The organism is Oscillibacter sp. (assembly GCF_040505565.1).
In the GTDB taxonomy this organism is placed as follows: domain Bacteria; phylum Bacillota; class Clostridia; order Oscillospirales; family Oscillospiraceae; genus Oscillibacter.
In genome coordinates, this window is the sequence record NZ_JBEUWZ010000010.1 from 57,609 (window position 1) to 83,212 (window position 25,604).

Sequence of the window (25,604 nt, forward strand, 5' to 3'; positions counted from 1 at the left end):
TGTCGCGGACCGGGGACGCGGGGCCAGAATGCCGTCGGCCCGACGCAAAAAGTGCGTGCAAGAGTCATTTTCTTCCTCTTCCACGCACTTTATACTTAAAAAATTTTCTTTTTCCCCGCTTACACCGACAAAGACTCGGAAAGTTCCAATCCGGGGTTATGCTTCAGCAAAAACCCAACGGACCACTCGCCGCCGAAAGCGATGAGATAGTGGTCCCGGAAATCCGCCAGCACCTCCGCGCCCATACACAGCGTCAGGTCCTTCGGGTCCTCCACCGGGCAGACGGTGATACGCCGCAGGTGCTCATAGGGCAGGCCGTACATATAGAGGTCCACGCCGTACTCGTTTTTCATACGATACTCGAACACGTCGAATTGCAGCGTGCCCACCACGCCGACGATGACCTCTTCCATGCCCGCACCGGGAACCTTGAAGATCTGAATGGCGCCTTCCTGGGCAATCTGCTCTGTACCCTTGATGAACTGTTTGCGCTTCATGGTATCCTTGGGGCTGACCCGCATGAAATGCTCCGGCTCAAAGGTTGGAATACCGGAAAACATAAACTTCTTGCCTGGCACGGTGATGGTATCTCCGATAGAAAAAATACCGGGATCGAACACGCCGATGATATCCCCCGCATAGGCCTCGTCCACGATCTCGCGTTCCGCGGCCATCATGGTCTGGGGTTGGCTCAGGCGCATTTTTTTACCGGTCTGCATGTGATAGACCTCGGCGTCCCGCTCGAACTTTCCGGAGCAGATGCGCATAAACGCCAACCGGTCCCGATGGGCCTTGTTCATATTGGCCTGAATTTTAAAGACAAAGGCAGAAAAATCCGGAGAGAACGCATCCACTTCGCCGCAGTCCGCCACCCGGCTGATAGGCGGCGTTGTCATACGCAAAAATTCCTCCAAAAACGGCTCCACACCGAAGTTGGTCAGCGCTGACCCAAAGAACACGGGACTGAGCTTTCCGGACCGAACGGCTTGCAGGTCAAGTTCCCGTCCCGCACCCAGCAGCTCCACCTCATCCCGCAGGGCATGCCAGCGCTTTTCCCCGATCAGTTCTCCGACCTTTTGGTCGTCCAGATTTACCTCCGTGGCCGCCGCCTTCTTCCCGTGGCCTACGCCCTGGAAAAAGAGGATGCGGCTCTTTTCCCGGTCATAGACTCCGGCGAACTCCTTGCCGCAGCCGATGGGCCAGTTCACGGCGTAGGTGTCGATGCCCAGCTCCCGCTCCACCTCTTCACAAAGCTCCAGCGGGTCCCGAGCCTCCCGGTCCATCTTGTTGATGAAGGTGAAAATGGGGATATTCCGCAGAGCGCAGACCTTGAACAGCTTCCGCGTCTGGGGTTCCACGCCCTTCGCCCCGTCGATGACCATGACGGCGGAGTCCGCCGCCATCAGCGTGCGGTACGTATCCTCTGAAAAGTCCTGATGGCCGGGTGTATCCAGAATGTTGATACAGTACCCCTCGTGCTGGAACTGCATCACCGACGACGTGACGGAGATGCCACGCTGACGCTCGATCTCCATCCAGTCCGAGGTGGCGGCTTTGGCGCGTTTACCTTTGACCTCGCCGGCCTGGGCAATAGCGCCGCCGTACAGCAGAAATTTTTCAGTCAGGGTGGTTTTTCCGGCGTCGGGGTGCGAAATGATCGCAAACGTGCGGCGCCGGGAGATTTCTTCTTTCAGGGCGGACATGGCGTTACTCCTTAATTGTTATGAATCCGATTAACCTTATTAATTTATCACACCGCCGGGCATTTTGCAAGACTTTGTATCTATTTCCGGCGGCAGGAAGACTTTTCGGCTCCTCCCTTCTATTTTTTCCAACAGTTCGTTTTTTCACCTCAAAAAAAGAGTCCTGGGTCACACACCCAAGACTCTTTTTGCGCTTTTGTGAGGGCTGAATGCAGCCGTCATGCCAACTCACTTCTCCGCCAGCAGCTTGCTCAGCTCCGCCATGAAGGTGTCTATGTCCTTGAACTGGCGATAAACGGAGGCAAAGCGAACGTAGGCCACCTGATCCAGGCCCCGGAGCTTTTCCATCACCAGTTCGCCGATGTGCTCCGTGGTGATCTCCCGGTCCAGACCGTTCTGCAGCTCCTGCTCCACCTCGTCGGCAATGCGCTCCAGCTCCGCCAGCGGCACAGGCCGCTTCTCACACGCGCGGATCATGCCGCCCAGCACCTTGCTTCGGTCAAAGCTCTGGCGGCTGCCGTCCTTTTTTACCACCACCATGGGCAGGCTCTCTACCGTCTCATAGGTGGTAAACCGTTTGGTGCAGGACAGGCACTCCCGCCTGCGGCGGATACTGGCTCCGTCGTCGGCCGGGCGGGAATCGATAACCTTGCTCTCAGCGTACCCGCAATAGGGGCATTTCATCAGGTTTTCTCCTTCCTCCAAGTAGAGTCTTCCACTTTTCCGCCGCCGCCCGCGGAAAAAAGCGGCAGTCTGGATATATACGGGAATTTTTTAGTGTTTTTAGTATACCACACCGCAAACCGTTGTGGTACATTTATTTTTCCAATTTGCAATTGAGCCTGACAAAATATCCAATTCGCAATGCGATTTTAGGGCATTATCGGCGTTTCCCGCGCATCGAACGCAAAGACGACATATTTTACGCCTTCAATCTGGCAGATTTTTGCAAAGCAGAACAGCGGCGTCATGGGGAACGGCTTTGCCGGATCATAGGGTACCGCTATCAGCCGCCGATCCCCTCTCTGCCGGAACAAAACGCCGGAAAGTCCTTGCATCATACGGGAGAAGAATGGCGTGGACAGCAGTCGCTCCGGCGCGGAGACACGCTCCCACGGCTGTTCGCCCTCTCTCCGCGCCTCGCAGCGAAGGAGCTTGCCGAGATTTGCCGTCTCGCGGTGGCTCAGTCTTCGGCGGATCGTGTACGTACCGCCCTCCGGCGCCAAAACGCCCAGAAGCATTTCGGACCGCTCTCCCGCTAAGTAGGCCCGCAGCAGCGCCGGGCCGACGCCGCGGCACACTGCGCGATAATCGGCGTACATACCGGAATCGGTCACGGTCAATTCCCCGACGGGTCTGCCGTCCAGATACAGCGGATACTTGTCCATAGCATTTCATCTCCCCTTGTGCGGCGCGGAGCAGCTCGCCGCAAAAAAACATCCCGCGCGAAGAACGCGCGCACCACAGGGCGCAAAAAAGGTGCCGTCTGCGCTATCCTATGCGCCGACGGCACCCTTTTATGTATGTTTGTTATCTGTCGAAATAGCTCGTCTGTCAGCTGAGGGAATAGCTCCCCCGGACCAGCAGCTTTACGCCGTCTCCGGTTGCTTTAACCGACCTTCCGTCGATCGTGGCCATATAAAGGTGATTTTTTACCAGTACGCCGCCGTTGTCAATGGAACCGGCGGAGGTCTCGTCGATCAATCCCGGTGAAGACGTTGCGCCGCAGGTCGCCGTCCCCATTCTGAGCATCACCTCGCCGCCCACGGAAAGGCTCAGGCTCTTTCCCTTGCTCAGATCCACAACGGCAAAATTAGTCCCGGAGGAACCGGAGGCCGTCCCCTGTACCTGAGCTAGGATCTTGGGCAGGAATGTTTCGTTCAGATAGCTCAGCGTCACCAGCGGGTCCCCCTGGGACCCGGCCTCCGCCGCGGCGGAAAACGTCACCAGCGCCGCCATGGAAGCCAGCATCAGCGCCAGCGCCCGCAGAAACCACCTGTTTCTCTTTGGTTTCATAGGTCCTCCTTACCGCAGGCGGCGCCTGGAAAAAGGATACAGCGTATGTATTCTTTCCCCAGGTCCTTCCGCCTGTTTGAAATCAAAAAGCCCGCTCAGACCAATTGGTCGTGCTGCAGGCCAAAACTCACCGCGATGGCAGTGTCAATCTTCTCCATCACCTGCTCATCCACATGACCCATGTGTTCTCTCAGCCGCCGTTTATCCAGCGTCCGCACCTGCTCCAGCAGGACCACGGAATCTTTGGAAAGTCCACGGCTGTCGGCCATGGGCAGATCAATATGGGTAGGCAACCGTGCCTTCCCCGTCTGAGAGGTGATAGCCGCCGCGATGACGGTGGGACTATACCGATTGCCGGTGTCGTTCTGTATAATCAACACAGGCCGGACGCCGCCCTGCTCACTTCCCACCACTGGACTTAGGTCGGCGTAATAAATGTCGCCGCGTTTCACAACACTCGTATCCACAAAGTTCACACTCCGCCGAAAATAGTACCCGCCGCTGAAAACCTCATTTTCAGCGGGGCCACTATCATTCTCCCACGCAGCCGGAAAATTTATACGCCGTTTTTCCGGTACGACCGGCCCCGATTCATTCTATGCGTCGGGGTGGGTGATCGTGTGCTCTGAGGACGAGTCAGATTTAAAACAGGAGCTGCAAATTGCGATCCACAACCTTGCCGTTTTCAATGTAAATGCGGGGAACGCGCTTGGCCACGTCACAGGTCAGCTCGTAAGTAATGGTGCCGGCCAACTCCGCCATCTTCTCGATGGGGTTGTGGGGCCCAAATACCTCCACCTCGTCGCCGGTCTTCACATTCGGCAATTCGGTCAGGTCCACCATGCACATATCCATGCAGATGCGGCCGCAGATCTTTGTGGGGCCGTCATGAGTCAGCATTTCCCACTTATTTGAAAGGCAGCGCTGGAATCCGTCTGCATAACCGATGGGCAAAACGCCGATGCGCCGCTCCCTATCGGTGAAATACGTCCGGCCATAGCTGACGGAGGTATCTGGCGCATAAGCTTTGACGGGACCCACGGTGGTCTTCAGCGTCATGACCGGCTTCAGGCCAAAATCGCGGCTCATAGGCTCCGTGCCGAACAAAACCACGCCGGGGCGGCACATATCCCACGCGAACTCGGGGTGATACACCACCGCGCCGGAATTGCAGCAGTGGTGAATCCGGAACTTCATGCCCGCCCGGTTCTCCACCTCGTTCACCATATGAACGAAGCGGTCGTGCTGCACCTTGGTAAATTCCTGGCTGGCTTCCTTTTCCGGCTCGTCGGCCACGCAGAAGTGCATGAAGACGCCCTCCCAGTCAAGGTTCGGCAGCTTCACGGCCTCCAGAATCTCCGAAAGGCTTTTTTCAAAGTGGGCCTCGTCGCACTGGAAGCCCAAACGGCCCATGCCGGTATCCAGCTTCAGGTGAACCGTCAGCGTCTTGCCGCAGGCGGCGGCTTCCCCGGAATAGGCCTTTGCCATCTCAAGAGATGGGACATCCTGCGCCACACGATTGTCGATCAGCGCCTCCGTCATATCGGCGGGGGTGTAGCCCAGCATCAGAATCGGCAGCTTGATGCCGTTGTGGCGCAGCTCCTGCGCCTCCTCCAGATTGGAAATGGCCAGATAGTCCGCTCCCAGACTCTCCAGCTTCTTCGCTACCCGCACGGCTCCGTGTCCGTAAGCGTCCGCCTTGACCACGCCCAGATATTTCGCGTTCGGTCCCATCTGCTCCCGCAGCTTGTGGTAGTTATTCGACAGCGCATCCAGATCGATTTCCGCCCAAGTTCTCCTCAAGAACTTTTCCATTCGCTCACCTTCCAAATTTCATTTGTTGGGGTCATCCGGCAGCGGCCCCGCTGTCACCGTCCAGTATAGCACCGAATTGAAAGTCCGTAAACTCCGCCTGCAAAATTATTTTCCCGTCCACGGCGATTTCTCCCCGTGCGGGCGTGTGATCGTCCTTTTTCAACCAGAGCGTAGAATCGACGCTGCTTCCGTCCGTCCCGGTCTGCTCCAGACTCACGCGCAGACAGGGGATATCTCCCAAGTCCTCTTCGTTTTCCTCCAACAGCCAGCCATCCCGCAAAGCATTCATCAGCCGGGGAAGACACGACGCCGGACTCAGCTCTTCGCCGCTCAGCGGTCCGGCGGGAAGGCAGTCGTCTTCATAGGTCAGCGTCAGTCCGTCGCCGCTGAGGACGGCCTTCACCCCCGCCGCCGTCTCCGGCGCCAGAACCTCCACGGTAGACTCCTCCGGCGCATAGTCGCACCGCAGGGTAAATTCGCTCACCTCGTCGCCGTATAACGCAGATACCTCCGCCGTCATGGAGCAGCTCTCCATCTCCTGATAGGGCGCCCGCGCAGCCCGGGCCGCGTCCGTGTCCCCCGCGCCACCGCACGCACTCAGCAGCAGGCAGAGGGTCATCATCGGTACACAAGCCCCCGGTCTGTGCACCTGAACATACCTCCTTAATTTTCAATCAGCACCGTCTGGAACGCGCTGGGAACCGCCTCGGCCACATCCTGAGGCGTCATGCCATACTCTGTCAGCCACCCGGCGCACAGGTCCCCCGCAAGGCCGTGGAGATACGCGCCGCAGGCCGCTGCCCGGACCGCCGTGGCCCCCTGTGCCAGCAGGGCGGCAATCATACCGGTGAGCACGTCTCCGCTGCCGCCCTTTGCAAGGCCGGAACAGCCCGTGGGGTTTTCCAGTACGGTGCCCTGAGGCGTGGCGGTCAGCGTGCGGTGTCCCTTTCGCACCAGAACGCAGCCGTGGGCTTTGGCAAAGCTCTGGGACGATTCCGCCCGGTCTGCCGCCGCGTCTCCGCCCAGGCGGGCGAACTCCCCATCGTGAGGCGTCAGAATGGTGACGCGGCCCCGCCGCGCGTCCAGACTATCCATATGCCCCACCAGGGCGTTTATGCCGTCGGCGTCCAGCACCACCGGCTTTTCTGTTTCCAAAAGGCCCAGTACCAGCTTTTGTGTCTCCGGCGAGCGTCCAAGACCGGGACCCAGAGCCAGCACATCGCACTCCGCCATTTTTTCCCGCAGAGGCTTCAGCGCCTTGTCGCAGAGCATTCCGTTTTTCCCCGGCGCAGGAAACGGCATGGCGCAGGTGCATTTGGACGCTTCCACCGGCCAGATAGCCTCCGGCACACCCAGAAACACCAGCCCGCACCCGGACCGCACAGCCCCCTCGGCCGTCAGATACGGCGCACCGGTGTATCCCACCGCGCCGCCCACGACCAACACCTTGCCGAAGTCTCCCTTGTGACCGTCTTCCCGCCGGGACGGCAGTGCCTCCCGGACAAATTCCATGGTGACCTTCTGCGTATTCATGACTGCTTTCCTTTCCGCGGCCAAACGCCCGCTGTCGTCCTCCCGCGCACCCGTCCGCAAGCGGACGCACACGCGCAAAATCAGCTTCAGCAACAGTTTTATTATAGAGCCCCGGCGCCGGATTGCAAGCGCTTTGTGGGAACGGGAAATTTTTTGAGTCGGTGCAAAAATATCTGCAACTTTTTTGCTTCCCCAGGCGTCTATAAAAAAATGGAAGCATTTTCCTCAACTTCAACAAGACGGGAGGCTCCCCTTTCATGAAACGTGCTTTGGCGCTTCTGTCCGCAGCCGTACTGACCTGCTCTCTGACCGCCTGCGGCGATGCCGGCTCTGACGTCTCCTCCGTCTCCGGGCAGGCCGTTGTATCCTCCGCTCCGCCGGAGCTGACAAAGGCGGATGTGCTGGCGGCCTATGACCGGGCGGCGGAGGTCTACGATTGGTTTGACTTGTACTCTCTCCCCGCCTCCGGGGCACTGGTGACGGAAAACGGGCTGCCCTACGACTCCAGCCGGGGCGGTATCCCCTATCAGGCGGTGGATTACGCCGGACTGAACTGCTATGCCGATCTGGACATCCGCGTGCGGAGCTGTTTTTCACCGGAACTGGCGGACGACATCATGGGCGGCAGCGATAGCTACCGGGATATCGACGGAAAGCTCTATACCGCCTCCTGCGCCCGGGGCAGCAATCTCTATCTGCTGGGCAAGGCCGTCTCGGCGGAGCAGGTGGACGAGAGCCGCTGGACGGTGACTCTCACGTTTTATGCCGACAGCTTCGAATGGGAGCAACCCTTTGCCACCGTGGGGTATTCCCAGAAGACGCTGGATTACATCAAAACGCCGGACGGCTGGCGGTTCGCCAGTTTTTGTCCCTCTGATGCGCTGGATGAGACGGCGGACACGGTGTTCCGCTTCTCCTATGACGCGGACGATTTTTCAAAAGAAGCGCGGGACATAGAAAACTGGTCCGATCTCCAGCTGGCCTGTTGGTTGCTTCATGCCGACGGCGCTCTTTCTGAGGGACCCGGCGACTCCCTCTCCCTCCGGTTTTTAGACGATCCGGACAGCTGGTTCGCCGAATTGTCCGTCTTTCCGGGCAGCCCGTGGGCGTATAAGGACAATGTCAGCACAATGCCGGCCTGGGACACCTATTCCTGGTTTACGCCGGAGGAACAAGCCACCTTTGAGATGATTCTGGACGCATACCAGCCGAAAAGCAGCGCAGAACAGGCGCTGCTGGATGGGCTTAAAACCGCTTGGATGCAGACGAGCCAACTGCATCAGGACGAGGCCAACTCCACTTTCTGCCTGGTGGCGAATGATCAATGCCTCACGCTGGGAAAAAAGGGCGGCGAGTACCCCTGGCTTTACAAAGGCTTTCCGGAAACCCCCGCGTCGATCGGAACCGGCGATAACGGTGAAAAGGTCTATGCATTTTCTTACGGCGGCGTGGACGTGAAATACTACACTTTCTCTGGAGAGAACGGCGAGGTGAGTTTTGTCAACTCCATGGAAACCCTCTCCCCGGACGTGAAAACCTGGTGGGGCGTATCCGTGGGCGATGATCAGGACGCGGTTTTATCCGCCTATCCAAAAGCGGCTTATACCGATAAAATTCACGTGGAGGACGGCGAAGGCGCCTGGGTCTGGCCCAATGACAACGAAATGCTGGGGAGCCACATCACATTTTATATGAAAGACGGCACGGTATCCAAAATATTGATGGAACACCTTTCGGACTGATAAAATCCCCCGTTTGGCGGAAAATACGCCGAGCGGGGGATTATTCTCTTGCATTTCCTTTGGTTTCGTGCTATAAATGGTAGTTGATATCAGTGTTGAACGGGAAAATAACGAGTTTCCGCCGCCAAGAGAGGGCTGGTCACCGGCTGCAAGCCGGCCCGCGGTGCGTCGTTTGGTTCGCCCGGGAGCCGCCATGGAGACATGGCCGGAGGCCCACCGTTACAGGGGTTCAAGTGCGCGCGGCGTTCCGCGCGAATTTGGGTGGTACCGCGGAAGCTAAGCCTTTCGTCCCAATTTATTGGGATGAGGGGCGTTTTTTATGCCGAAAGGAGATGTCTCGTGGAACCTGCATCCGAAGACCAAAAGCTCTGCTCCTGCGGCGGAACAATGGTCAGCCGAGGATTTCACCGCTTGACCATGGATATTCCTCTCTTCCGCTTTGCTGGAGGGGCAGACGAGTCGGAGTACGGCGAAGATGTGGAGCTGTTTGTGTGTGAGGCCTGTCGGAAAATGGAATTCTATTTTCTTTCGGACATTGATAAAGCAAGGGGCCAACTGCATCCCCTGGAGCGCTATAAACAGCTTTATGCCGACTTCTCAGAAAAAAAGCTGAAAAAGATCGTGCAGTCCGAAAGCTATCAAGATGAGGCAAAGCGTGCCGCCCAAATCCTACTAAATGAAAAGTTTAAATAATTATAAGTAAAGGAGCATCGACTATGAAGGAACAACTGGAAGTTATCCGCAAAAGCGCGCTGGAATCCGTGGTTGGTACGAAGGCCGCCTCGGAGCTGGAAGCTATTCGGGTAAAATATCTGGGCAAAAAAGGCGAGCTGACCGGCCTTCTCAAGCAGATGGGCGGTCTTTCCGCCGAGCTGCGCCCCGTCATGGGTCAGATGGCAAACGAGGTCCGCGCCAACCTGGAATCCGCCATTGAAGCGCAGTCCGCCATTTTGGAGCACAAAGCCATGGAGGCCCGGCTGGAAGGCGAGGCTCTGGACGTGACCATCCCCGGCAAAAAGCTGCGCATGGGTCACAAGCACCCCATGTACAGCGTACTGGACGAAATCAAGGATATCTTTATCGGCATGGGCTTTGAAATTCTGGACGGGCCGGAGATAGAGCTGGCGGATTACAACTTCACAAAGCTGAACACACCCGGCGACCATCCCGCCCGGGAGTGGTCCGACACCTTCTATCTGACGGAGGATTCCAACGTCCTGCTGCGGACGCAGACCTCCAATATGCAGATCCGCGCCATGGAGACCCGGGACCTTCCCATCCGGGTCATGTCCCCCGGCCGGGTATACCGCAAGGACGAGGTGGACGCCACCCACTCCCCCATGTTCCACCAGATCGAGGGCATCGTGGTGGACAAAGGCATCACCATGGGCGATTTGAAGGGAACGCTGAACGCCGTCATCCGCAAAATTTACGGCGAGCATACCGTCACCCGGTTCCGCCCCCACCACTTCCCGTTCACGGAGCCCAGCTGCGAAATGGACATTCAGTGTCATAAGTGCGGCGGCGTGGGCTGCTCCACCTGCAAGGGCGAGGGCTGGATCGAGGTGCTGGGCGCGGGCATGGTCCATCCAAAGGTACTGAGAAACTGCGGCATCGACCCCGAGGTCTACTCCGGCTTTGCCTTCGGCATGGGTCTGGAGCGTCTGGCGCTGGGCCAGTATAAAATCAGCGACATGCGGCTGATCTTTGAAAACGACGTGCGGTTCCTTGAACAATTCTGAGAAGGGAGAGCGAAACTATGTTACTGTCCAGAAAATGGCTGAATGAATTTGTGGAAGTGGACGCTTCCGACCGGGACTTCGCGGAGGCGATGACGCTCTCCGGGTCCAAGCAGGAGGTCACCACCGACCTTGGCGCCGGCATGAAAAATGTGGTGGTGGGCAAGATCGTGGAAATGAAGAAACATGAGAACTCCGATCACATGTGGGTCTTGAAGCTCGACGTGGGCGACGGCACCGTTCAGATCGTCACCGGCGCGTGGAACATCCACGTGGGCGATCTGGTCCCCGTGGCAAAGCACAATTCCCTGCTCCCCGGCGGCGTGAAGATCGAGCGGGGCAAGCTTCGGGGCGTGGAATCCGACGGAATGCTCTGCTCTTTGAAGGAATTGGGTCTGACCGCCGAGCACGACTATCCTTACGCCGCCATCACGGCCGCGGCGATTCTGGGTGACTATACCCCGCTGAAGGGCGAGGCCCCTTCCATCCCCGCGGATATCCAGCCGGGCGGAAAACTTTTCGGCAAGGTGATCGCCGCGCGGGTCGATTCCGTAGAGGGAGTCGGCTTCACATACGCGCTGAAGCTGTACGACGGAGAGAACACCACAGACGTCTCCACCGTCTGCCAGAACCTCCACGGGGGCGATCTGGTTGCCTATGACACCGGCAAAAACCACGTATGCACCCTGGCCGATCTTCACGCCCAGCAGGCCGAGTTCCCCCACTGCATCCCCGACGGCATCTGGGTCCTCCATGAGGACGGCGTGAAGCCCGGCGACGACGTTGCCAAGCTCATCGGTTATGACGATCACATCGTGGAGTTTGAAATCACGCCCAACCGACCGGACTGTCTCAGCGTCATCGGCCTGGCCCGGGAGGCCGCCGCCACCTTCCGCAAGCCCCTCAAGCTCCACACCCCGGAGATCAAGGGCTGCGGCGGCAGCATCGCGGAGCTGGTGGATATTGAGATCGAGGATCCGGAGCTTTGTCCCCGGTACACCGCCCGGATGGTGAAAAACGTGAAAATCAAGCCGTCCCCCGCCTGGATGCGGGAGCGGCTGCGCAATTCCGGCGTCCGTCCCATCAACAACATCGTAGACATTACCAACTACGTCATGCTGGAATATGGCCAGCCCATGCACGCCTTCGACTTCTCCTGTGTGGAGGGCGGAAAAATCATCGTCCGCACCGCCCGCGAGGGCGAGACCATCCAGACTCTGGACGGAAACGAGCGGAAGCTGACCCCCAGTATGCTGTGCATCTGCGACGAGCACAGACCCGTGTGCGTCGCCGGCGTCATGGGCGGCGCCAACAGCGAGATCGTGGGCGACACCGCACAGGTCCTGTTCGAGTCCGCCAATTTCAACGGCGCGTCCGTGCGCCGCACCGCCGTGGCGTTGAACATGCGCTCCGAAGCCTCCTCCCGCTATGAAAAGGGTCTGGATCTCATGAATACCATGAAGGCAGTCCAAAGGGCCTGCGAGTTGGTGGAGCTGCTGGGAGCGGGCGAGGTGGTGGACGGTGTGATGGACGTTATCGCCAAAGACGCCGCACCCACCGCCTTGAAGCTGGAGCCCGAGCGGATCAACGCCCTGCTTGGCACCGACGTGTCCGAGCCCGAAATGCGCACCATTCTGGAAAAACTGGACTTCCGGCTGGACGGCGACGTCATCACCGTCCCCTCCTGGCGAGGCGACGTGGAGGGCATGGCCGACATTGCGGAGGAGGTTGCCCGGTTCCACGGCTATAACAACATTCCCGTCACCCTGATGGGCGGTGCGTCCGCTCAGGGCGGCTACACCCCCATCCAACAGGCGGAGCGCACCGTGGGTGCGCTGTGCCGCTCTCTTGGGTACGACGAGATCATCACCTACTCCTTCATCAGTCCCACCTATTACGACAAGATCAATCTTCCCTCCGACTCCCCCCTGCGTAACTCTCTGAAGATTCTAAACCCGCTGGGCGAGGACACCTCCATCATGCGCACAACGACCCTACCCTCCATGCTGGAGATCCTGACTCGGAACTACAACTTCCGCAACAAGTCCGCCTGTCTCTACGAGCTGGGCCGCACCTATTTCGCCAAGAAGTCTCCTGACACCTCCGGCGTTGCTGAGGAACCGAAGGTACTTTCTCTGGGTGCCTTCGGTCCGGATGTGGACTTTTTCTCCCTGAAGGGTGCTGTGGAGACGATTCTGGAGGGTCTGCGCATCGACGGCGCGGTCTTTGAGGCCGTCACCGGCAATCCGTCCTATCACCCTGGCCGCTGCGCGAGAGTCCTTTTGGGGGATAAGGAGTTGGGCGTCTTCGGTCAGATTCATCCCGACGTCGCGGTAAACTACGGTGTGGACTGTGAGCTGTACGCCGCCGAACTGAGCTTTGACGCGCTCTTTGCCGCCATGGGACCGCTGCCCATTTATCAGGCCCTTCCCAAGTTTCCCGCCGTGGCGCGGGACATCGCCGTTGTGTGCGACAAGGACGTCACGGTAGGTGCGCTGGAAACCTGCATCCGCCGGGAGGCAAAGGGCCTTTTGAAAGAGGTCGCCCTGTTCGACATCTATACTGGCATCGGCATTGCGCCGGGCAAGAAGAGTGTGGCATTTAACCTGACGCTCCGGGCGGACGACCGCAGTCTCACCGCTGCCGAGGCGGACGAGGACGTATCCAGCATTCTGGACCAGCTGAAAAGTGAGCTGGGCGCGATACTGCGCTGAATTATCCCTGCTCCGCCTGTGTCAAAGTTTTTCTTGACTCTTTACAGTCCCGTAAAAAACGAGTATAATAGAGTTGATTCAAAAGGGAGGGTGGTGTCTGCATGGACGATTATACCAGAAAGTTTAACCTTGCAATGGAAAAGGACGAGGAAATCCGTCAGGTTTTATCCACGGTCTATCAGGCATTGGAGGAAAAAGGTTATAACCCCATCAATCAGATTGTGGGCTATATTCTCTCCGAAGACCCTACCTATATCACAAACCACAATAACGCCCGGACACTGATCCGCAAGATCGATCGGGATGAATTGCTTCAGGTTCTGGTTCGAAAATATCTGGGACAATAAGAACTGTCCAAACAACAGTAAAAAAACATTCCCGGAAAGCAAAGCTTTCCGGGAACGTTTTTTCTTACGTATTCGGGCGCATCATTTCTTATCCCTGTCGCACAACTCCTGGGCCCTCTGAAGTACACGCTCCATGATTGCCCGCGCCCTCACTGTATTTCCGTCGTCCAGCATCTCCAGGGCATCTGCCAACGGGCCGCATAGTGTACAGAATTCCAATTCGTCATTCGTCATAAAACCATCTTCTTCCACTCAGCAAGCTGCTTAACAGAATACCGCATTTTCTCTGTCGAAATCACGAGTTTTACAGCCGCCGCACATTTTTTCCATCAGCATCTCCGCGCATAATTCCCGCCGTGTTTGCATATGCTTCCGACGAACACTTGCGGAAAGGATGACGCTCATGGAAAGCCACTATCCCTTTGCTCTGCCGCCGCTGCCGTATCCCTACGACGCGCTGGAGCCGGATATCGACGCCAAGACCCTCTGTTTTCATCACGACAAGCACTTTGCCGCCTATGTGGACAATCTGAATAAGCTGCTGGAACCCTACCCGTCCTATCACAGCTGGTCCTTGGAGCAACTGTGTCAAAACTGGAGGGATCTGCCCGATGAGATTCGTCAGGGCGTCCGCAACAACGCCGGTGGCGTGTTCAATCATGATCTCTATTTCCGCACGCTCCGCACCCTTCCGCCCTCGGCTCCTCAGCCACCGCTGGATGGTGCCGTGCGCCGCGTCTTCGGCGGCACAGACGGTCTGAAGACTGCGTTGAAAAGCGCCGCGCTCTCCGTTTTCGGTTCCGGCTGGGCCTGTCTTTGTACAGACAAAGACGGAAACCTGTCCATTCAAAAGGTTGCCAATCAGGATACCGTCCTGCCCCTGACGCCGCTGCTTTGCTGCGACGTGTGGGAGCATGCGTATTACCTGCAGTACCAGAACCGCCGCGGCGACTACTTTGACGCCTGGTGGCGACTGATTGACTGGCCTCAGGTCTCCGAGCACTATGCCAGGATTTTGCAAAGTCGTCCGCCGATTCCATAAAACTGAGCAAACGACATTTCTGTATGTCCATTATTACAATACTTTTGTATTTATATTTTGTCAAGTTGAATTTTACAATAGTATTGTAATTTTGGAATCAGGGGGAGTCTCCGATGCTGTGCGACGAAATCCACCGGTTAAGGCTGGCAAATGGTATCACGCAGGCACGTCTGGCCGACCGACTGGGCGTTTCCAAGCAGAGCATTTCCAACTGGGAAAACAATAATATTCAGCCCTCCGTGGAGTTGTTGGAAAAAATGGCGGATTTTTTTGCCGTCTCCACCGACGCGCTTCTGGGGCGGCAGCCCGATATTCTGATTGATGCCTCTGGTCTTACCGATGAGCAGGCTGCCCATATCCGCCAATTGATTCACGACATCCGGAATGCGGGTAAAAAGCTTTGAACGCACCAAACCATCCGCCGCCTTTAAAACAGGCGGCGGATGGTTTTTTTATGTTTACTTCTTGATAGTCTCCAGAAACCGGTGCAGAAACACCAGCATCTGTTCCCGGGTACACCAACTTTTATACTGAAAGCTCCCGTTGGTATTGCCCTGGATAATCCCGCTCCCCTCGGCCCACAACCGGGCCTGAGCCGAGAAGTCGCCAGGCGGCAACTCCGCCCGCTTTTGAAACCAAACCTCCATCATGGCGTTGAAATCTTCCTGCGTCACGCTGTCCTCCTCATATTCCGGGCGAAACGCTCCCACCGCATACCGCAGCGCCCGCGTCCGCCTCTGTACCTCGCCGCCGTTGGCATTGCTGCCCGCTCCGGTATTTCCCTCAATCGTGATGAGACTTCCGTCTGCGTTTATCTGCTCCACCACTCCGATATGCTGGATCGCGGTTCCGGAAAATCGCAAAAACACCAGATCACCAATCTGATAGTCTTTTGTTGCAAACCGCCCGATTTGCTTTGCCCAGTTGGCCAGTGCCCCGCAGGAGGCGGTTCTTTCCCCGTCGTAAAACAGCCGGCCAAGCCCCGCCTCCTGAAAGCACCACCACAGAAATACGCAGCACCACGGATAGCTGTCCCCCGACACTTCCCGCCCATAGTACGCCGCGTTGTACTTTACACGGTTGCTTCCGGCAGGCAATTCCTTTGTTCCCAGTTCTATCCGCGCAACGCTCAGCAGCTTTTCCTCCCCTGTCATCTCCCGTTTGTTTCCCTCAGCATGTCCGCCGCGTTCTGAACTGCCTTGACTGCGTTTTTTATACTCTCCGCATCCACTTTGCCCTCCGTGATGATATACGTCACCACGGAGGCCAGAGACACCACCGCGCCTGCCGTGGTAGTGATCATGCTTTCGTCCAGTCCAAACACCATGGCAAGGCCCGCCGCCATTCCGACCACGGCCGCCCACAGCTTTCGGGAACTCAGCTTCCGCAATACTTCCTTCATAATATATCTCCTTTCAACATGTCTCGTCGCCGCCCAGCGCGGCGTCATAGGTGATACCGCCCCGTGTGTTCTCCGCCCGGCTCTTTCCGAAATATGCCGTCAGCACCACCGCCGTGGACGCCTGAAGCGCACCGATCAACGTGGTGAGATACGGCAGCGTCCCGGCAAACTGCCGGCAGATAGACATGTAGCAGAAATACAGCACAATATAGGTACAGCTTGCGTCCACCGTCAGGATCCCAAGGGCGATGGCCTTGGATACCGTGTACTTCTTTTTCATACGCCGCCTCCCCGCGTCAGCAGGAAGCTAGCAAACGCCCCCGCCAACACCAGCAGAATTTTGTCCACCAGACCCTCCCATCGCTTCCCGGGCCGCTGTTCCAGCACGTCTATTTTTTCATCCAGCTTTGCCACACTGCCCGCTACGATCTCCTGTTTAGTCGCCAGTACTTCCACTGCCGTGGCCAACCGCCGCAAGGTTTCCTGAGCCTGCTCCAGCGCGCCAATCCGCCGGATATTCGAGGACACCCGCTCCTCCAGCGCCGTGATCCGCCCGCTCCATTCCTGTTCCATATCACACCGCCAGCTGGAAGCTGTACCAGGTATGCTCTCCTGACTCAACCTCTGCCCATGTCCAGCCATGACTCTCACACTCCGACCAGAGCATGTACCTGAAGTAGAACTCCGTCTCCAGATGGCAGGGGATAATGTCCAGTGCGATTTTTTGAATCTGCTGAAATTTCTCTGGTATTCCAGCCACTTCCGGAAAGATGATGCGGATTTTTCCTCCGCCCATCTCCTGTGCCAGAGCTTTTATGCCGCAGCCGCTGATGGTGCGGTTAATGCTGTCCAGTGAAAAGCTGTCCGCGTCGATCTGGAGAAGTGCCGCGATGGCGCTGCGCCGGAGATAGACCGTGTTGGCTGCCGGGCATCTTGCGAACAGCGCCTCTCGCCTTTGTAGCCCTTCGCTTTCCGCGGTGACGGTCAGCGCCTCCCTCTCCGCGTACTCCAGTTTGTCGGAAACGCTGTCCAGTCCCACGGCGGCGGCAAACAGCGCGCTCTCGTTCAGCGTTCCGTCTCTGAGATCGTAGATTCCCAGCGGTGCCAGCAGGTTTTTTAAATGCGCCTCGTATTCCGCCATGTCACGCCTCCATCTCCGTTACCGCCAGCATCCCCAAGGTTGGGAGGATCGTGCTGTTCCCCGCCGTGTCTGCGGCGGGTGACAGGATATGATAATTTTTTACTCCGTTCACCGCGTAGATCAACCTCCCCAGTTCCGCCAGTAGAACCGGATTCCCCAGCAGTTTCCCCGTGAACCACCCGGCAACGGCGGACTCCACCGCTCTCTTCACCGCAGCAAAATCCCCGTTTTCTCCCACATCCAGCTCCACCGCCACATTCATGCTGCTTTGCGCGGGAGAGCGCACCTGCACATCTACCGCGATCTCCCGTTTCGCCTGCAGGTCCGTCTCCACTTCCTTAAGCATCGCGTCGTCCGGCGCTCCCGCCGCCGTGGCAATATACACATCCACTGTGCCGATACCCCGGGCCCGGCCCACGGCCGCCGCCGCCACGACGCCCTCGTGCCGCAGCGCCTGTTCCTCGTAAAACGCGGCATTGGCTCCGTTGGGCAGCCGCTGAAAGCTCGCCAGCACCCGCGCCCGCAGCGTGTCGTCCCCTTCGGCGTCGGTTCCGCCTGTGAACGCCGCCGGGTTTGTACACCCGGTGATTCCCACCGGGCATGCCGTCAGCACCGTCACACTGCTTGCCGCGGCATTGCCGCCGCTTCCGCTCTCCAGTGCCTCGGCCGGTACGTCCACTGTCAGCTTACCTACCTCCAGCACTGCGGCCTGAGTTGTCTGGTACCGGACCCCGCTCTCCGTCATGCACACGCTTCCCTGCGGGATACTGAGATCGCTTACCGGCGCATCTGCCACCGAAAACCGCAGCGTTCCCACCGCCTTTGCCGCCTCCTGCCGGACAATGCCCCGCATGGCCGCATGATCGTCCAGGTAAATACCCTGCGCCGTCTGGGGAAAGCTCTGGTCCAGTACCCAGTCCGCCTGACATTCCAGCGCCTGCACCTGCGCCGCCACGGCGTACAGCCGTACCGCCAGATCGCAGGAGTCCTCCGCGCCGTATCCGGACCGTTCCTGAAACGCCGCCAGCAGCTCCCGATAGATTTCCTCCGTTGTTCTCATGTCTTCACCCCTGTCACTGCACCGTCAGCTGCAGATTCAGCTCCTCTCCCTCGTAGTTCAACTGCACCGTCAGCTGGTCCCCGTTTAATTCCACCTGCTCCACCTGCAAATTTTTCTCAGCCGCCAGCGCCTGCACCACGGCCGCTTTCGCCGCGCCCTGCCGTTGGGACGCGGCCGCGCCGCCCAGTGCATACAGCGTGCTCCCCATACTTTCCAAAAACAGGAATCCGCTTCGTCTGGCTGTCAGCTTGAACAGCACTCTTTGCAGCAGCTCGTCCCGACCCTTTACCCGGACCGCGCCGCCCACGCCGTCAGAGACGTAATCCCCATCCCTGATCTTCAGTTCCGCCACGCCAATTCCTCCTTAGCCGCCGGTGCTGGGCTGACACGGCACACCGTTGATATACAGTGATCCGCTCACGTCGACCCGTCCCTTCAATACGATGCGGTCTCCCTGAACCTCCACCGTTCCGTTGTTTTTCAGGTATACACTGCCGCCCTTTGCGTGAATGTATACCTCGCCAGGCAGAAGTCCACTGGGTGCCTTCCCCTGCTTTACTCCCGCCACACAGGACTCCTCGCCCCCGGTTCCACCCTTGATGACCAGCACCGTCTCCCCGGTAGCGGGCTGCCAGGAATAGCCCCCCGGTCCGTAAACCGGCAGCTGACGCATCTCACCCTTGGTGACCACGCCGGCGCTTCCTCCGGAAATGGATGTCACTCCCAGGTCAGACCCGGATGTGGCCGCCGTGGGCCGCGTCTTACTTGATAACCACATAATCTTCCGTTCCTCCCCCGCCGCCTCACTGCTCCCGCAGCGTCAGCGTAATGAACTCCCCGCTTGCGTCGGCTCTGGTCTGTGCCTCCGCCACGCGATAGGTTCCCGTCAACCCTGTGCGCTTCAGCTTCAGCGTGGCCACATCTCCGGGAAACGCTAAAAAGCCTCCCGCCAGCGTCACCTCCACGCCAATCTCATCCGCTTTCGACTGCGCGATCTGATATTCCCCGGTGTACCGCATTTTCGCCCAGGTACTCTGCCCCGGCGTATACAGCACCCGGCGGCATTGGCCGCCCCGGGCGATCCACTCCTCATTGCGCACGCTGTAAGTCTGGCCCCGCGTTTTGTCGATAACCAGCATCTCAGACAGAACACCGTAGTGATCTTCCCGTTTTACAACTGACATAATGTTCGATTCATCTGAAATTTCAAACGTCTTACCGACCTTCTCCGGTGCGGCCCACAGCCGTCCATATCGGTCAAAGGAAGGCGTAAACCCGCCACAAGTCCGGCAAAACCCCGCCAGTACCTTCCACTGACTGCTCCCCGCCGCCACGGTGTACATCTCCGCACCACTACTGACGTCCGCCATTTTGTCACAGGTAATCCCATAGGGCGTCACATGGTTTTTGACGATCTCTTCCAGTGTCGCCCCCTGATAGGTAACGGCCCGCGATTCGTTATCCAGCAGCCGCGCGGCGTAGCCCCGCCCAGCCACAAGCGCGCTGAGCCCCTCTTCCGTCTGCCGGATCTCGTACTCATCCACAGTTCCCCGCAGCAGCACATTTTCTCCGTCCAGCAAGGTAAATCCCACCGCCCGCTTCAGCATCGGCTCCATCGCCGCCGTATAAAGGCATGTCACTGTGAAGCTGTCGCAGGGAACCGCTGCGGTATATGTAACGTCCCACGTAAGCAGCGCCGGAAGGTTAACGCTGTTGTGATCGCATGTTGTGATGCATCCCGTCATTTCACCCGCACCTGATTTCCCGCATAGATGAGGTTTGGGTTCTTAATCTGCGGATTTGCCGCAAGCAAGCTCTGGAGGGTCACACCGTAGCTCTTCGCGATTCCCCACAGCGTGTCTCCTTTTTTCACGGTGTACCGCACCGCCGAGGCCGCGCTTTCGCCTGAATATACCGCCGCACCGCCGCTGTTCGTCGTGCTCGCCGCCGTCAGATCCGCATCCTGCCCGCAGTCCTCCCAAAACTCGAACGTGTACCGCACAAAATTCGGCATAGGCTCCTCCGTCAGCTGCAGCAACACAAAGTAGGCGCCCGCCGTCGACCACACCGGATGCACCAGCAGCCCCGCTCCGTCCTGATCGAATACTGCCGCCAGCCTTTGAAACTCCTGATAGGCGCCTGTTCTCACAAACGTTCCCTCGCCCCGCATCACCCGGTAGCTCGGCCCCATCTCCTGCATACAGTACCGTCCGAACGGCACTTTGTGTACCGCGATCTTTCTCTGCCATGTGACGGAATATGTCTCGGGATTGTGCGGCCATACGTAATTTTTATACCGCATCGGCATCAGTTCCACACCGTCTCACCTCTCTTATCTCAATACAGCGGATATTCGCCGTCATATCGTCTTGCGTCCCTCTGGAACGTCCGGGACAGCTCTCCGGCAGACATACCCCCGTCCACCACAAAGACGGTTTCCGCAGAATCTCCGAAGTTTTTTTTCGCCCCGCCGTTCTCGGCAATTCTTCCCATTCTGCGGACCGTATCCGTACCGCTACCGGCTTCCGTCCGTGACGCGGCGGCGGGATTTTCGTCCCTACCCATCCGCGCTCCCGCCCGCTCCCGGCCTGTCCCCGTCGCCTGCGTTCTCTCTGCCGCGGCTGTTTCCGCCTCCGTCTCCGTCAGCCCCAGCGCGTTTGCCGCCTGACGAAAATTCTGGGTACTCCTGCGCCGCAGCGTCCGATTCCACTCCGCCATCTCCCCTGCGGAGTCCCGTTTCAGTGTCTGCGCGGCGGGGCAGTGGCGGAGGGTGCCGTCTCCTGCACCCTCCGCCGCCTGCATCCTTCCGCGGTCTGTTTCCTTCTCCGCCGTGCCCTTCTCCCGGTCCGTTCCGCCGCCCAGCAGGGATGCAAACGCCGCCGCCTGCCGCCGCAGCTCCTCTTCAATATAATTCATGCCCGCTCCCTCCGCATGGCTCGAAACCGTGCCGGGTCAAAGTTAGGGTTTGCCCCGTCAGGAAGTGAAGGCTCCTTGCCGGCCAGCCGCTGCAAAAGTGTCTCCATCTCCCCCACCGTCATCGCCTCCAGCACCGCTTCCGGGCCGTCGAACATCCGCTTCTCCCCCAAAAAGCAGCTCTCCGCCAGTACCCGGGCGTTACACAAAAGGCCCCTCACCGCCTCATTTTCCTCCTTTTCGGCCACATCCCGCCAGATACTCAGCAGCCGCCCGGCGGGAAGAGGAATCAGCCTGTCCGGCGCCGTCATGCCGTTGTTTCGATGCGGTGAGCCGCCACAACGGTGATCTTCTCCGCCACCGTGGCATCCAGTTCTCCCTGCTCGGAAATACTGCTCCACTGGCAGTCAGAATAAATAATCTTTCGGTCCGGCTTGCAGATTACCAGTGAAAAATTGCTGAGATCGTAAAAATTGATTCCGTCGGAGATTGCGTCGTCGGTGGCGTACAGCCGGGTCAGCTCCAGCGTGTACTTGCTTTGTCCCGCAATTGTCCCCACCGGTTCGCTCTCGCCAAAAGCCTCGACGCTCTGGCTGGTCTTACTGGCCTTGGCGGTGTAACTCTGCACAACCGCCACCTTTTTCCCGTTCAGCTCCAGATAGATGTCCGCGCTGGTGGGAAATCCCGTTACTTCCATGGCTTTCGCTCCTTTTCAGAAATATTTCTCTCCTTCCGCTCCGCGCGGTCAAAGCCGCACAGGCCGGAGTTTTGCTCTTAGACGGTGATGTGGGCCGTCAGGTAAATCTGGTTCAATCCGTGGGCCACCGCAAAGCTGAACTCCACCATGCACGCAGTGGGGTTGTCCGCAGACACGCTTACCGCCACCTCGCCGTAGCTGTCGATGATCTCCGCCGCCAGCTTCTTTTCCAGCTCCACAATTACCTGGGACCGGATAGCCCCCCGGTTCTGGGCCGTGTTCTTGGTCCGGGAAAATTTGCTGCGCAGAGAAGATCGGATAGCGGGAATCACGTCGTCCACAATCCGAATCGTGCTCAGTTCGCGCCATGTGGCGTCCACCGCCCCGTCCAAGGTTGTTTTTGTGGTGACGCACCTCACCGGCGCGATCACTCCCGCCACGCTTTCCAGCGGTGTCACGCCGCCTTGGACCAGCGCATCGATGTCGTTGTCGCTGTAAGATGCGCTCAGTCCGTTCAGTCCATATAACGCCACCCCGTTCAGCGGTACCGCCGGGTCGCTCTCTCCGGCCACGGCGCCCGCCAGCGCCGCCGCGCAAAACACGCCTGTTGGCGTGCCGTTGCCACCGCCAATTCCGTCCGGCCCCACCAGCACCATGCGCTCACTGTTCAGCGCCTCCGCGTGAGCCACCAGCTCCGCCACGATCTCTCCGTTTCCGCCCACCACGGCAATTCGTTCTCTCCGTCCCGCCGACGCGGTCTCCACCGTCGTACGCAGTGCCTGATGTACCGCAACATCCGCGCTGTCACAGACCATAATTCGCACATCTTCCTGCCCGGACAGCAGCGCAAAACTCGCCTCATAGTCCGCTGTTGTACCTGTGTCGGCCACCCGGACTGCGATCACCTTGGATGCTCCGTTGACAAACAGCAGCCGCAGGATGGCGCTCATTCCCGCTGTGTCCCCGTCCTCGCCGAACGCGCTGATGCCCTCGGTATATCCGGTCAGCGTGACCGCCGCACCCACGTCGCCTTTAACCGCCCTCGCCGCCACGCCGATGGTCTTCGACCCTGTTCCGGCGGATACCACGGAGGACGCGTCATAGGAAGAATACACTCCCGGCCGCTCATGCTTCGTCATACTCAATTTTCCATCGTCCCTTTCAGAATAAAGTCCAGCAGATTTTCCTCCTCACCGGAGTCCTCTGCCAGGAACGCGGCCTTGCAGGCCGCGTTCCCCTTCCGCAAAAACATCCCCGTGGTCTTGTCCCACGCGATGCCGTTCCAGCTCATCTTTCCCAGCCGCAGTCCGGCGGGCAGTCCACCCATCAGAGCCCCGACGGCGGTCTCCATAGCCATTTCGCACTCTGCAGCCCGCTCCGCACGAACGCTGAGAGAAATGGTCACATCCATCTGCATCCCGTACAGTTCCCGGGCATTTCCCGTTTCTTCGTCCCACTTCTCGCCAAGGTACCCGCACAGCCCCACGGCTTTTCCCTCCGCGGTGGCCACATCCACCGCGGCCACCGCGCCTTCATACGTTTTCGCCGCTCCCTCATAGGCGGGCACCGCCGCCACTCCGGCGTTTTTCAGCGCATCGATCACCGCGTCCCGCACCTGATTCAATCCGTTCATTTTGCCGCCTCTCTCTGCGCAGTCAGCGACGCCCACCAGTAGACGGTCTCGTCCCCCAGGCGGATGCTCTCGCAGCTGCGCACCGTATACGCCTGTCCCTGAAACTCTACCCGGTCCCCCAGCTTCAATTCCGTCCTTCCGAGAAACGTCCACCGCCGGTCATCCACCGTCCCCAAAGACGAGACCTCAAACGGCGCGGCCTTTTCCCCTTCTCTTGCAGGCTGAAAAAACGCCCGTTCCTCCCCGCCGTTTACCTTTACCGTTTGTCCGTACTTTCTCAGGATGCGGTCAAAACGCTCCGTCACCCCCGCACCCCCCGGAAGCAGAAATTCGCCGCCGCTACGTAGGGGGCCATCAGCCGCTCCGCCTCGTCCCTCAGCGTCCTCGCGGTCTGGCCTCCCTCCGCCTCCGCCACGGACACATCCCCCGCCGTAAACCGCACGGCTCCGCCTCTTCCGGCGATCAGCCCGGCGGCGGCGTTTAACGCCGCCGCACAGAGGAACGCCTCCCGGCATTTTTCCGCCGTCATGCCGTCCCGAAGCCTCTGCGTCCATGCTTTTTCGGACGCGGCGCACAGCAGCGCCAACGCCTCCGCGTCGTCCTCTCCCGCGCCGGAGAGTGTCTTTGCCAGCGTCAAAATCTCCTCCTGCATTCCACGCGCCTCCCTTCTCCGCCGCCCAGGCGGCCAGACTTGTCAGATTGCCAACACCTTGCCGGCATCCGTAAACAGCTTTGCGAACCCGGAAATGGATGTGATCGCCGCTCGCTCCATCTGCCGGTCGATCAGCTTGTCATACTCCACCAGCACGTCGCCCGCGCAGATCTGTTCCAGAGCGTAGCCCTTGTCCAAACCGATCAGCTTACCGGACGGCATGGCGTTCGTTTTCAGAAGCGTCGCACCCAGGGGGGTTGTCAGCGTACCGGTGCCCTGGAAATTCAAACCCGTCAGCGGGTTTTGGAACTCGCTGAGCTTCAACAGCTTTAGCATCGTGTCGCCGCCCACCAGCATGGTGTTCATGGTGTAGGGGTCAAACTGGCTCCAGAAATCCAACAGCGCGTCATAGGTCAGCGTTCCCTTGGTTCCGGAAATGGGGGCGGTTCCGATCGTATAGATCTTGGCCGCATTGTTGTTGCCGTCGCCGTCGCACAGCACGTTGATTGCGTCCTGCAAATGCATTCTGCCGATGTAAGCGCCAATCTGTCGCAGCGTCACGGAAAACAGGTCCAGTCTCTGAAACCGGATTGCCTCGTAGGATGCCACCAGCATTCTGCCTCTTTTGTGCAGCCGCACCAGATTTTCCTGAGTCCGGATGGTGGTGGTGGGAATGATGCTGCCCTCTTCCACGCGCTTGAGTTCCTTTTCCTTCTCCGTAGGCGCGGACGCAATGGACCGGTAATCCATCCCCTCAAAGTTGGTCACCGTGGCGGTGATGGCGGGCAGAATGCTCTCTTCATCCATGCCCTGACGCACAACGCGGGAGACAAACTCAGGGAACAGCACGGCGGAATCGCTGGTCTTGAAAAATTTCTCCACCATATCGCTGCCTGCACCCTTGGCCTTGATATCGAAGCGTTTCAGCTGTCTCTGGAAGGCATCCAGACCCTCCGTGGGCGTGCCGCGGTAATTATCGCTGGGGTCCAGTTCCTCCAAGGCCTGAGAAAAACTGCGGCCCGTCTGACCGTACATACCCTTTTCCAGTTTGATATTTTCGTAATGATACGCCATATTTTCTCCTCCTCCTTACAGTGCAAACGTAACGACTTTTTCGGCGGCGTCCACGTCCGCCACCAGGAAGCTTCGTCCCGCGGAATCCGCTTTCACGCCGCCGCTTCCGTCAGCGGACAAGCCGCACCAGCCCACAGTGGGCGCGGTGTCGCCAGTATAATCGGCGGTAATGAAGCCGCCCAGCTGCACGGCACAGGCGTCGCCGCCCCTGCCCAGTGAGACCGCCTGCCCGCAGAACGCTTCACCCGCGCTGCATACGCTCACGCTTCCGTTCCCGCTGACCTTCACCAAATCCCCCTCCTGCACGCCTGCACAGGAAAATGTGGCCGCCCACTGTCCGATTCCCTCAAAAGAAATTTTCATCGTAATCCTCCTCAAAGT

At 58.7% G+C, this 25,604-nt stretch carries 35 protein-coding genes; 7 read left to right on the forward strand and 28 right to left on the reverse strand.

Annotated elements, in window-relative coordinates:
* Nucleotides 1-119 precede the first annotated feature (119 nt).
* The 8 genes from ABWQ15_RS04175 to ABWQ15_RS04210 form a co-directional block, all read right to left on the reverse strand.
* Nucleotides 120-1,703, reverse strand: a complete 1,584-nt coding sequence (locus ABWQ15_RS04175) for a peptide chain release factor 3 (RefSeq protein ID WP_353907569.1) — start codon at nt 1,701-1,703, stop codon at nt 120-122.
* Between the two features lie 228 nt (nt 1,704-1,931).
* Entirely contained in the window at nt 1,932-2,387 is a 456-nt protein-coding gene (gene nrdR / locus ABWQ15_RS04180; RefSeq protein WP_353907570.1) for a transcriptional regulator NrdR, read from the reverse strand.
* A 188-nt stretch (nt 2,388-2,575) separates the two neighbouring features.
* Nucleotides 2,576-3,091, reverse strand: a complete 516-nt coding sequence (locus tag ABWQ15_RS04185; RefSeq protein ID WP_353907571.1) for a hypothetical protein — start codon at nt 3,089-3,091, stop codon at nt 2,576-2,578.
* Between the two features lie 166 nt (nt 3,092-3,257).
* On the reverse strand, nt 3,258-3,719 hold the full coding sequence (locus tag ABWQ15_RS04190; RefSeq protein WP_353907572.1) for a hypothetical protein: 462 nt from the start codon (nt 3,717-3,719) through the stop codon (nt 3,258-3,260).
* A 95-nt stretch (nt 3,720-3,814) separates the two neighbouring features.
* Nucleotides 3,815-4,186, reverse strand: a complete 372-nt coding sequence (locus tag ABWQ15_RS04195; RefSeq protein WP_312615297.1) for a type II toxin-antitoxin system PemK/MazF family toxin — start codon at nt 4,184-4,186, stop codon at nt 3,815-3,817.
* Between the two features lie 175 nt (nt 4,187-4,361).
* Entirely contained in the window at nt 4,362-5,534 is a 1,173-nt protein-coding gene (gene alr, locus ABWQ15_RS04200) for an alanine racemase (RefSeq protein ID WP_353907573.1), read from the reverse strand.
* Nucleotides 5,535-5,565: 31 nt separating this feature from the next.
* Complete coding sequence (locus ABWQ15_RS04205; RefSeq protein WP_353907574.1) at nt 5,566-6,183, reverse strand: hypothetical protein; 618 nt, start codon at nt 6,181-6,183, stop codon at nt 5,566-5,568.
* A gap of 14 nt (nt 6,184-6,197) precedes the next feature.
* Nucleotides 6,198-7,067 carry an NAD(P)H-hydrate dehydratase gene (locus tag ABWQ15_RS04210; RefSeq protein ID WP_353907575.1) on the reverse strand — a complete coding sequence of 290 codons (870 nt, stop codon included), beginning with the start codon at nt 7,065-7,067 and terminating at the stop codon, nt 6,198-6,200.
* A 257-nt stretch (nt 7,068-7,324) separates the two neighbouring features.
* Here ABWQ15_RS04210 and ABWQ15_RS04215 point away from each other — a divergent pair, with 257 nt between their 5' ends.
* From ABWQ15_RS04215 to ABWQ15_RS04235, 5 genes are all read left to right on the forward strand, one after another.
* A complete protein-coding gene (locus ABWQ15_RS04215; RefSeq protein ID WP_353907576.1) occupies nt 7,325-8,809 on the forward strand; it encodes a hypothetical protein in 1,485 nt (494 codons plus the stop codon).
* 339 nt (nt 8,810-9,148) lie between these two features.
* Nucleotides 9,149-9,502 carry a hypothetical protein gene (locus tag ABWQ15_RS04220; RefSeq protein ID WP_353907577.1) on the forward strand — a complete coding sequence of 118 codons (354 nt, stop codon included), beginning with the start codon at nt 9,149-9,151 and terminating at the stop codon, nt 9,500-9,502.
* A 23-nt stretch (nt 9,503-9,525) separates the two neighbouring features.
* Nucleotides 9,526-10,551 (forward strand): phenylalanine--tRNA ligase subunit alpha, encoded by a 1,026-nt coding sequence (pheS, locus tag ABWQ15_RS04225; protein ID WP_353907578.1) that lies wholly within the window; start codon nt 9,526-9,528, stop codon nt 10,549-10,551.
* A 17-nt stretch (nt 10,552-10,568) separates the two neighbouring features.
* A complete protein-coding gene (pheT, locus tag ABWQ15_RS04230; RefSeq protein WP_353907579.1) occupies nt 10,569-13,262 on the forward strand; it encodes a phenylalanine--tRNA ligase subunit beta in 2,694 nt (897 codons plus the stop codon).
* A 101-nt stretch (nt 13,263-13,363) separates the two neighbouring features.
* Nucleotides 13,364-13,609, forward strand: a complete 246-nt coding sequence (locus ABWQ15_RS04235) for an IreB family regulatory phosphoprotein (protein ID WP_353907580.1) — start codon at nt 13,364-13,366, stop codon at nt 13,607-13,609.
* 81 nt (nt 13,610-13,690) lie between these two features.
* Here ABWQ15_RS04235 and ABWQ15_RS04240 read toward each other — a convergent pair whose 3' ends face one another.
* Nucleotides 13,691-13,843: a hypothetical protein gene (locus ABWQ15_RS04240; RefSeq protein ID WP_353907581.1), complete on the reverse strand. Its 153-nt coding sequence runs from the start codon at nt 13,841-13,843 to the stop codon at nt 13,691-13,693.
* A gap of 169 nt (nt 13,844-14,012) precedes the next feature.
* Between ABWQ15_RS04240 and ABWQ15_RS04245 the strand changes: the two genes are divergently transcribed.
* Complete coding sequence (locus tag ABWQ15_RS04245; RefSeq protein WP_353907582.1) at nt 14,013-14,651, forward strand: superoxide dismutase; 639 nt, start codon at nt 14,013-14,015, stop codon at nt 14,649-14,651.
* A 113-nt stretch (nt 14,652-14,764) separates the two neighbouring features.
* Nucleotides 14,765-15,055, forward strand: a complete 291-nt coding sequence (locus ABWQ15_RS04250; RefSeq protein ID WP_353907583.1) for a helix-turn-helix transcriptional regulator — start codon at nt 14,765-14,767, stop codon at nt 15,053-15,055.
* Between the two features lie 54 nt (nt 15,056-15,109).
* On the opposite strand, the gene ABWQ15_RS04255 is transcribed toward ABWQ15_RS04250, so the two are convergent.
* The 19 genes from ABWQ15_RS04255 to ABWQ15_RS04345 all read right to left on the reverse strand — a co-directional run bounded on the left by ABWQ15_RS04255 (nt 15,110) and on the right by ABWQ15_RS04345 (nt 25,586).
* Nucleotides 15,110-15,805 carry a CHAP domain-containing protein gene (locus tag ABWQ15_RS04255; protein WP_353907584.1) on the reverse strand — a complete coding sequence of 232 codons (696 nt, stop codon included), beginning with the start codon at nt 15,803-15,805 and terminating at the stop codon, nt 15,110-15,112.
* A complete protein-coding gene (locus ABWQ15_RS04260; protein ID WP_353907585.1) occupies nt 15,802-16,053 on the reverse strand; it encodes a hypothetical protein in 252 nt (83 codons plus the stop codon). Before ABWQ15_RS04260 ends, ABWQ15_RS04255 begins: the two co-directional genes overlap by 4 nt.
* A gap of 13 nt (nt 16,054-16,066) precedes the next feature.
* A complete protein-coding gene (locus ABWQ15_RS04265) occupies nt 16,067-16,333 on the reverse strand; it encodes a hypothetical protein (RefSeq protein ID WP_353907586.1) in 267 nt (88 codons plus the stop codon).
* Nucleotides 16,330-16,626, reverse strand: a complete 297-nt coding sequence (locus ABWQ15_RS04270; RefSeq protein ID WP_353907587.1) for a hypothetical protein — start codon at nt 16,624-16,626, stop codon at nt 16,330-16,332. The genes ABWQ15_RS04265 and ABWQ15_RS04270 overlap by 4 nt, the downstream gene beginning before the upstream one ends.
* A gap of 1 nt (nt 16,627) precedes the next feature.
* The gene (locus ABWQ15_RS04275; RefSeq protein WP_353907588.1) at nt 16,628-17,194 is read right to left on the reverse strand and encodes a hypothetical protein; all 567 of its coding nucleotides are present in this window, start codon (nt 17,192-17,194) and stop codon (nt 16,628-16,630) included.
* A 1-nt stretch (nt 17,195) separates the two neighbouring features.
* The gene (locus ABWQ15_RS04280; RefSeq protein WP_353907589.1) at nt 17,196-18,254 is read right to left on the reverse strand and encodes a baseplate J/gp47 family protein; all 1,059 of its coding nucleotides are present in this window, start codon (nt 18,252-18,254) and stop codon (nt 17,196-17,198) included.
* Between the two features lie 13 nt (nt 18,255-18,267).
* Nucleotides 18,268-18,606 carry a hypothetical protein gene (locus tag ABWQ15_RS04285; RefSeq protein WP_353907590.1) on the reverse strand — a complete coding sequence of 113 codons (339 nt, stop codon included), beginning with the start codon at nt 18,604-18,606 and terminating at the stop codon, nt 18,268-18,270.
* 12 nt (nt 18,607-18,618) lie between these two features.
* Complete coding sequence (locus ABWQ15_RS04290; protein WP_353907591.1) at nt 18,619-19,032, reverse strand: hypothetical protein; 414 nt, start codon at nt 19,030-19,032, stop codon at nt 18,619-18,621.
* Nucleotides 19,033-19,057: 25 nt separating this feature from the next.
* A complete protein-coding gene (locus ABWQ15_RS04295) occupies nt 19,058-19,999 on the reverse strand; it encodes a hypothetical protein (protein WP_353907592.1) in 942 nt (313 codons plus the stop codon).
* Entirely contained in the window at nt 19,996-20,562 is a 567-nt protein-coding gene (locus ABWQ15_RS04300) for a LysM peptidoglycan-binding domain-containing protein (RefSeq protein ID WP_353907706.1), read from the reverse strand. Before ABWQ15_RS04300 ends, ABWQ15_RS04295 begins: the two co-directional genes overlap by 4 nt.
* 29 nt (nt 20,563-20,591) lie before the next feature.
* Complete coding sequence (locus ABWQ15_RS04305; protein WP_353907593.1) at nt 20,592-21,170, reverse strand: hypothetical protein; 579 nt, start codon at nt 21,168-21,170, stop codon at nt 20,592-20,594.
* Nucleotides 21,167-21,478 (reverse strand): hypothetical protein, encoded by a 312-nt coding sequence (locus ABWQ15_RS04310; RefSeq protein ID WP_353907594.1) that lies wholly within the window; start codon nt 21,476-21,478, stop codon nt 21,167-21,169. Before ABWQ15_RS04310 ends, ABWQ15_RS04305 begins: the two co-directional genes overlap by 4 nt.
* Nucleotides 21,475-21,864, reverse strand: coding sequence for a hypothetical protein (locus ABWQ15_RS04315; protein ID WP_353907595.1), 390 nt, complete (start codon nt 21,862-21,864; stop codon nt 21,475-21,477). Before ABWQ15_RS04315 ends, ABWQ15_RS04310 begins: the two co-directional genes overlap by 4 nt.
* Nucleotides 21,865-21,941: 77 nt before the next feature.
* A complete protein-coding gene (locus ABWQ15_RS04320) occupies nt 21,942-23,003 on the reverse strand; it encodes a phage tail sheath subtilisin-like domain-containing protein (RefSeq protein WP_353907596.1) in 1,062 nt (353 codons plus the stop codon).
* A gap of 2 nt (nt 23,004-23,005) precedes the next feature.
* Complete coding sequence (locus ABWQ15_RS04325) at nt 23,006-23,497, reverse strand: hypothetical protein (protein WP_353907597.1); 492 nt, start codon at nt 23,495-23,497, stop codon at nt 23,006-23,008.
* Nucleotides 23,494-23,802, reverse strand: coding sequence for a hypothetical protein (locus tag ABWQ15_RS04330; RefSeq protein ID WP_353907598.1), 309 nt, complete (start codon nt 23,800-23,802; stop codon nt 23,494-23,496). The genes ABWQ15_RS04325 and ABWQ15_RS04330 overlap by 4 nt, the downstream gene beginning before the upstream one ends.
* Nucleotides 23,799-24,149, reverse strand: a complete 351-nt coding sequence (locus ABWQ15_RS04335; protein WP_353907599.1) for a hypothetical protein — start codon at nt 24,147-24,149, stop codon at nt 23,799-23,801. Before ABWQ15_RS04335 ends, ABWQ15_RS04330 begins: the two co-directional genes overlap by 4 nt.
* Before the next feature lie 42 nt (nt 24,150-24,191).
* Nucleotides 24,192-25,223 carry a phage major capsid protein gene (locus tag ABWQ15_RS04340; RefSeq protein ID WP_353907600.1) on the reverse strand — a complete coding sequence of 344 codons (1,032 nt, stop codon included), beginning with the start codon at nt 25,221-25,223 and terminating at the stop codon, nt 24,192-24,194.
* A 15-nt stretch (nt 25,224-25,238) separates the two neighbouring features.
* Nucleotides 25,239-25,586, reverse strand: a complete 348-nt coding sequence (locus ABWQ15_RS04345) for a hypothetical protein (RefSeq protein WP_353907601.1) — start codon at nt 25,584-25,586, stop codon at nt 25,239-25,241.
* Between the last annotated feature and the right edge of the window lie 18 nt (nt 25,587-25,604).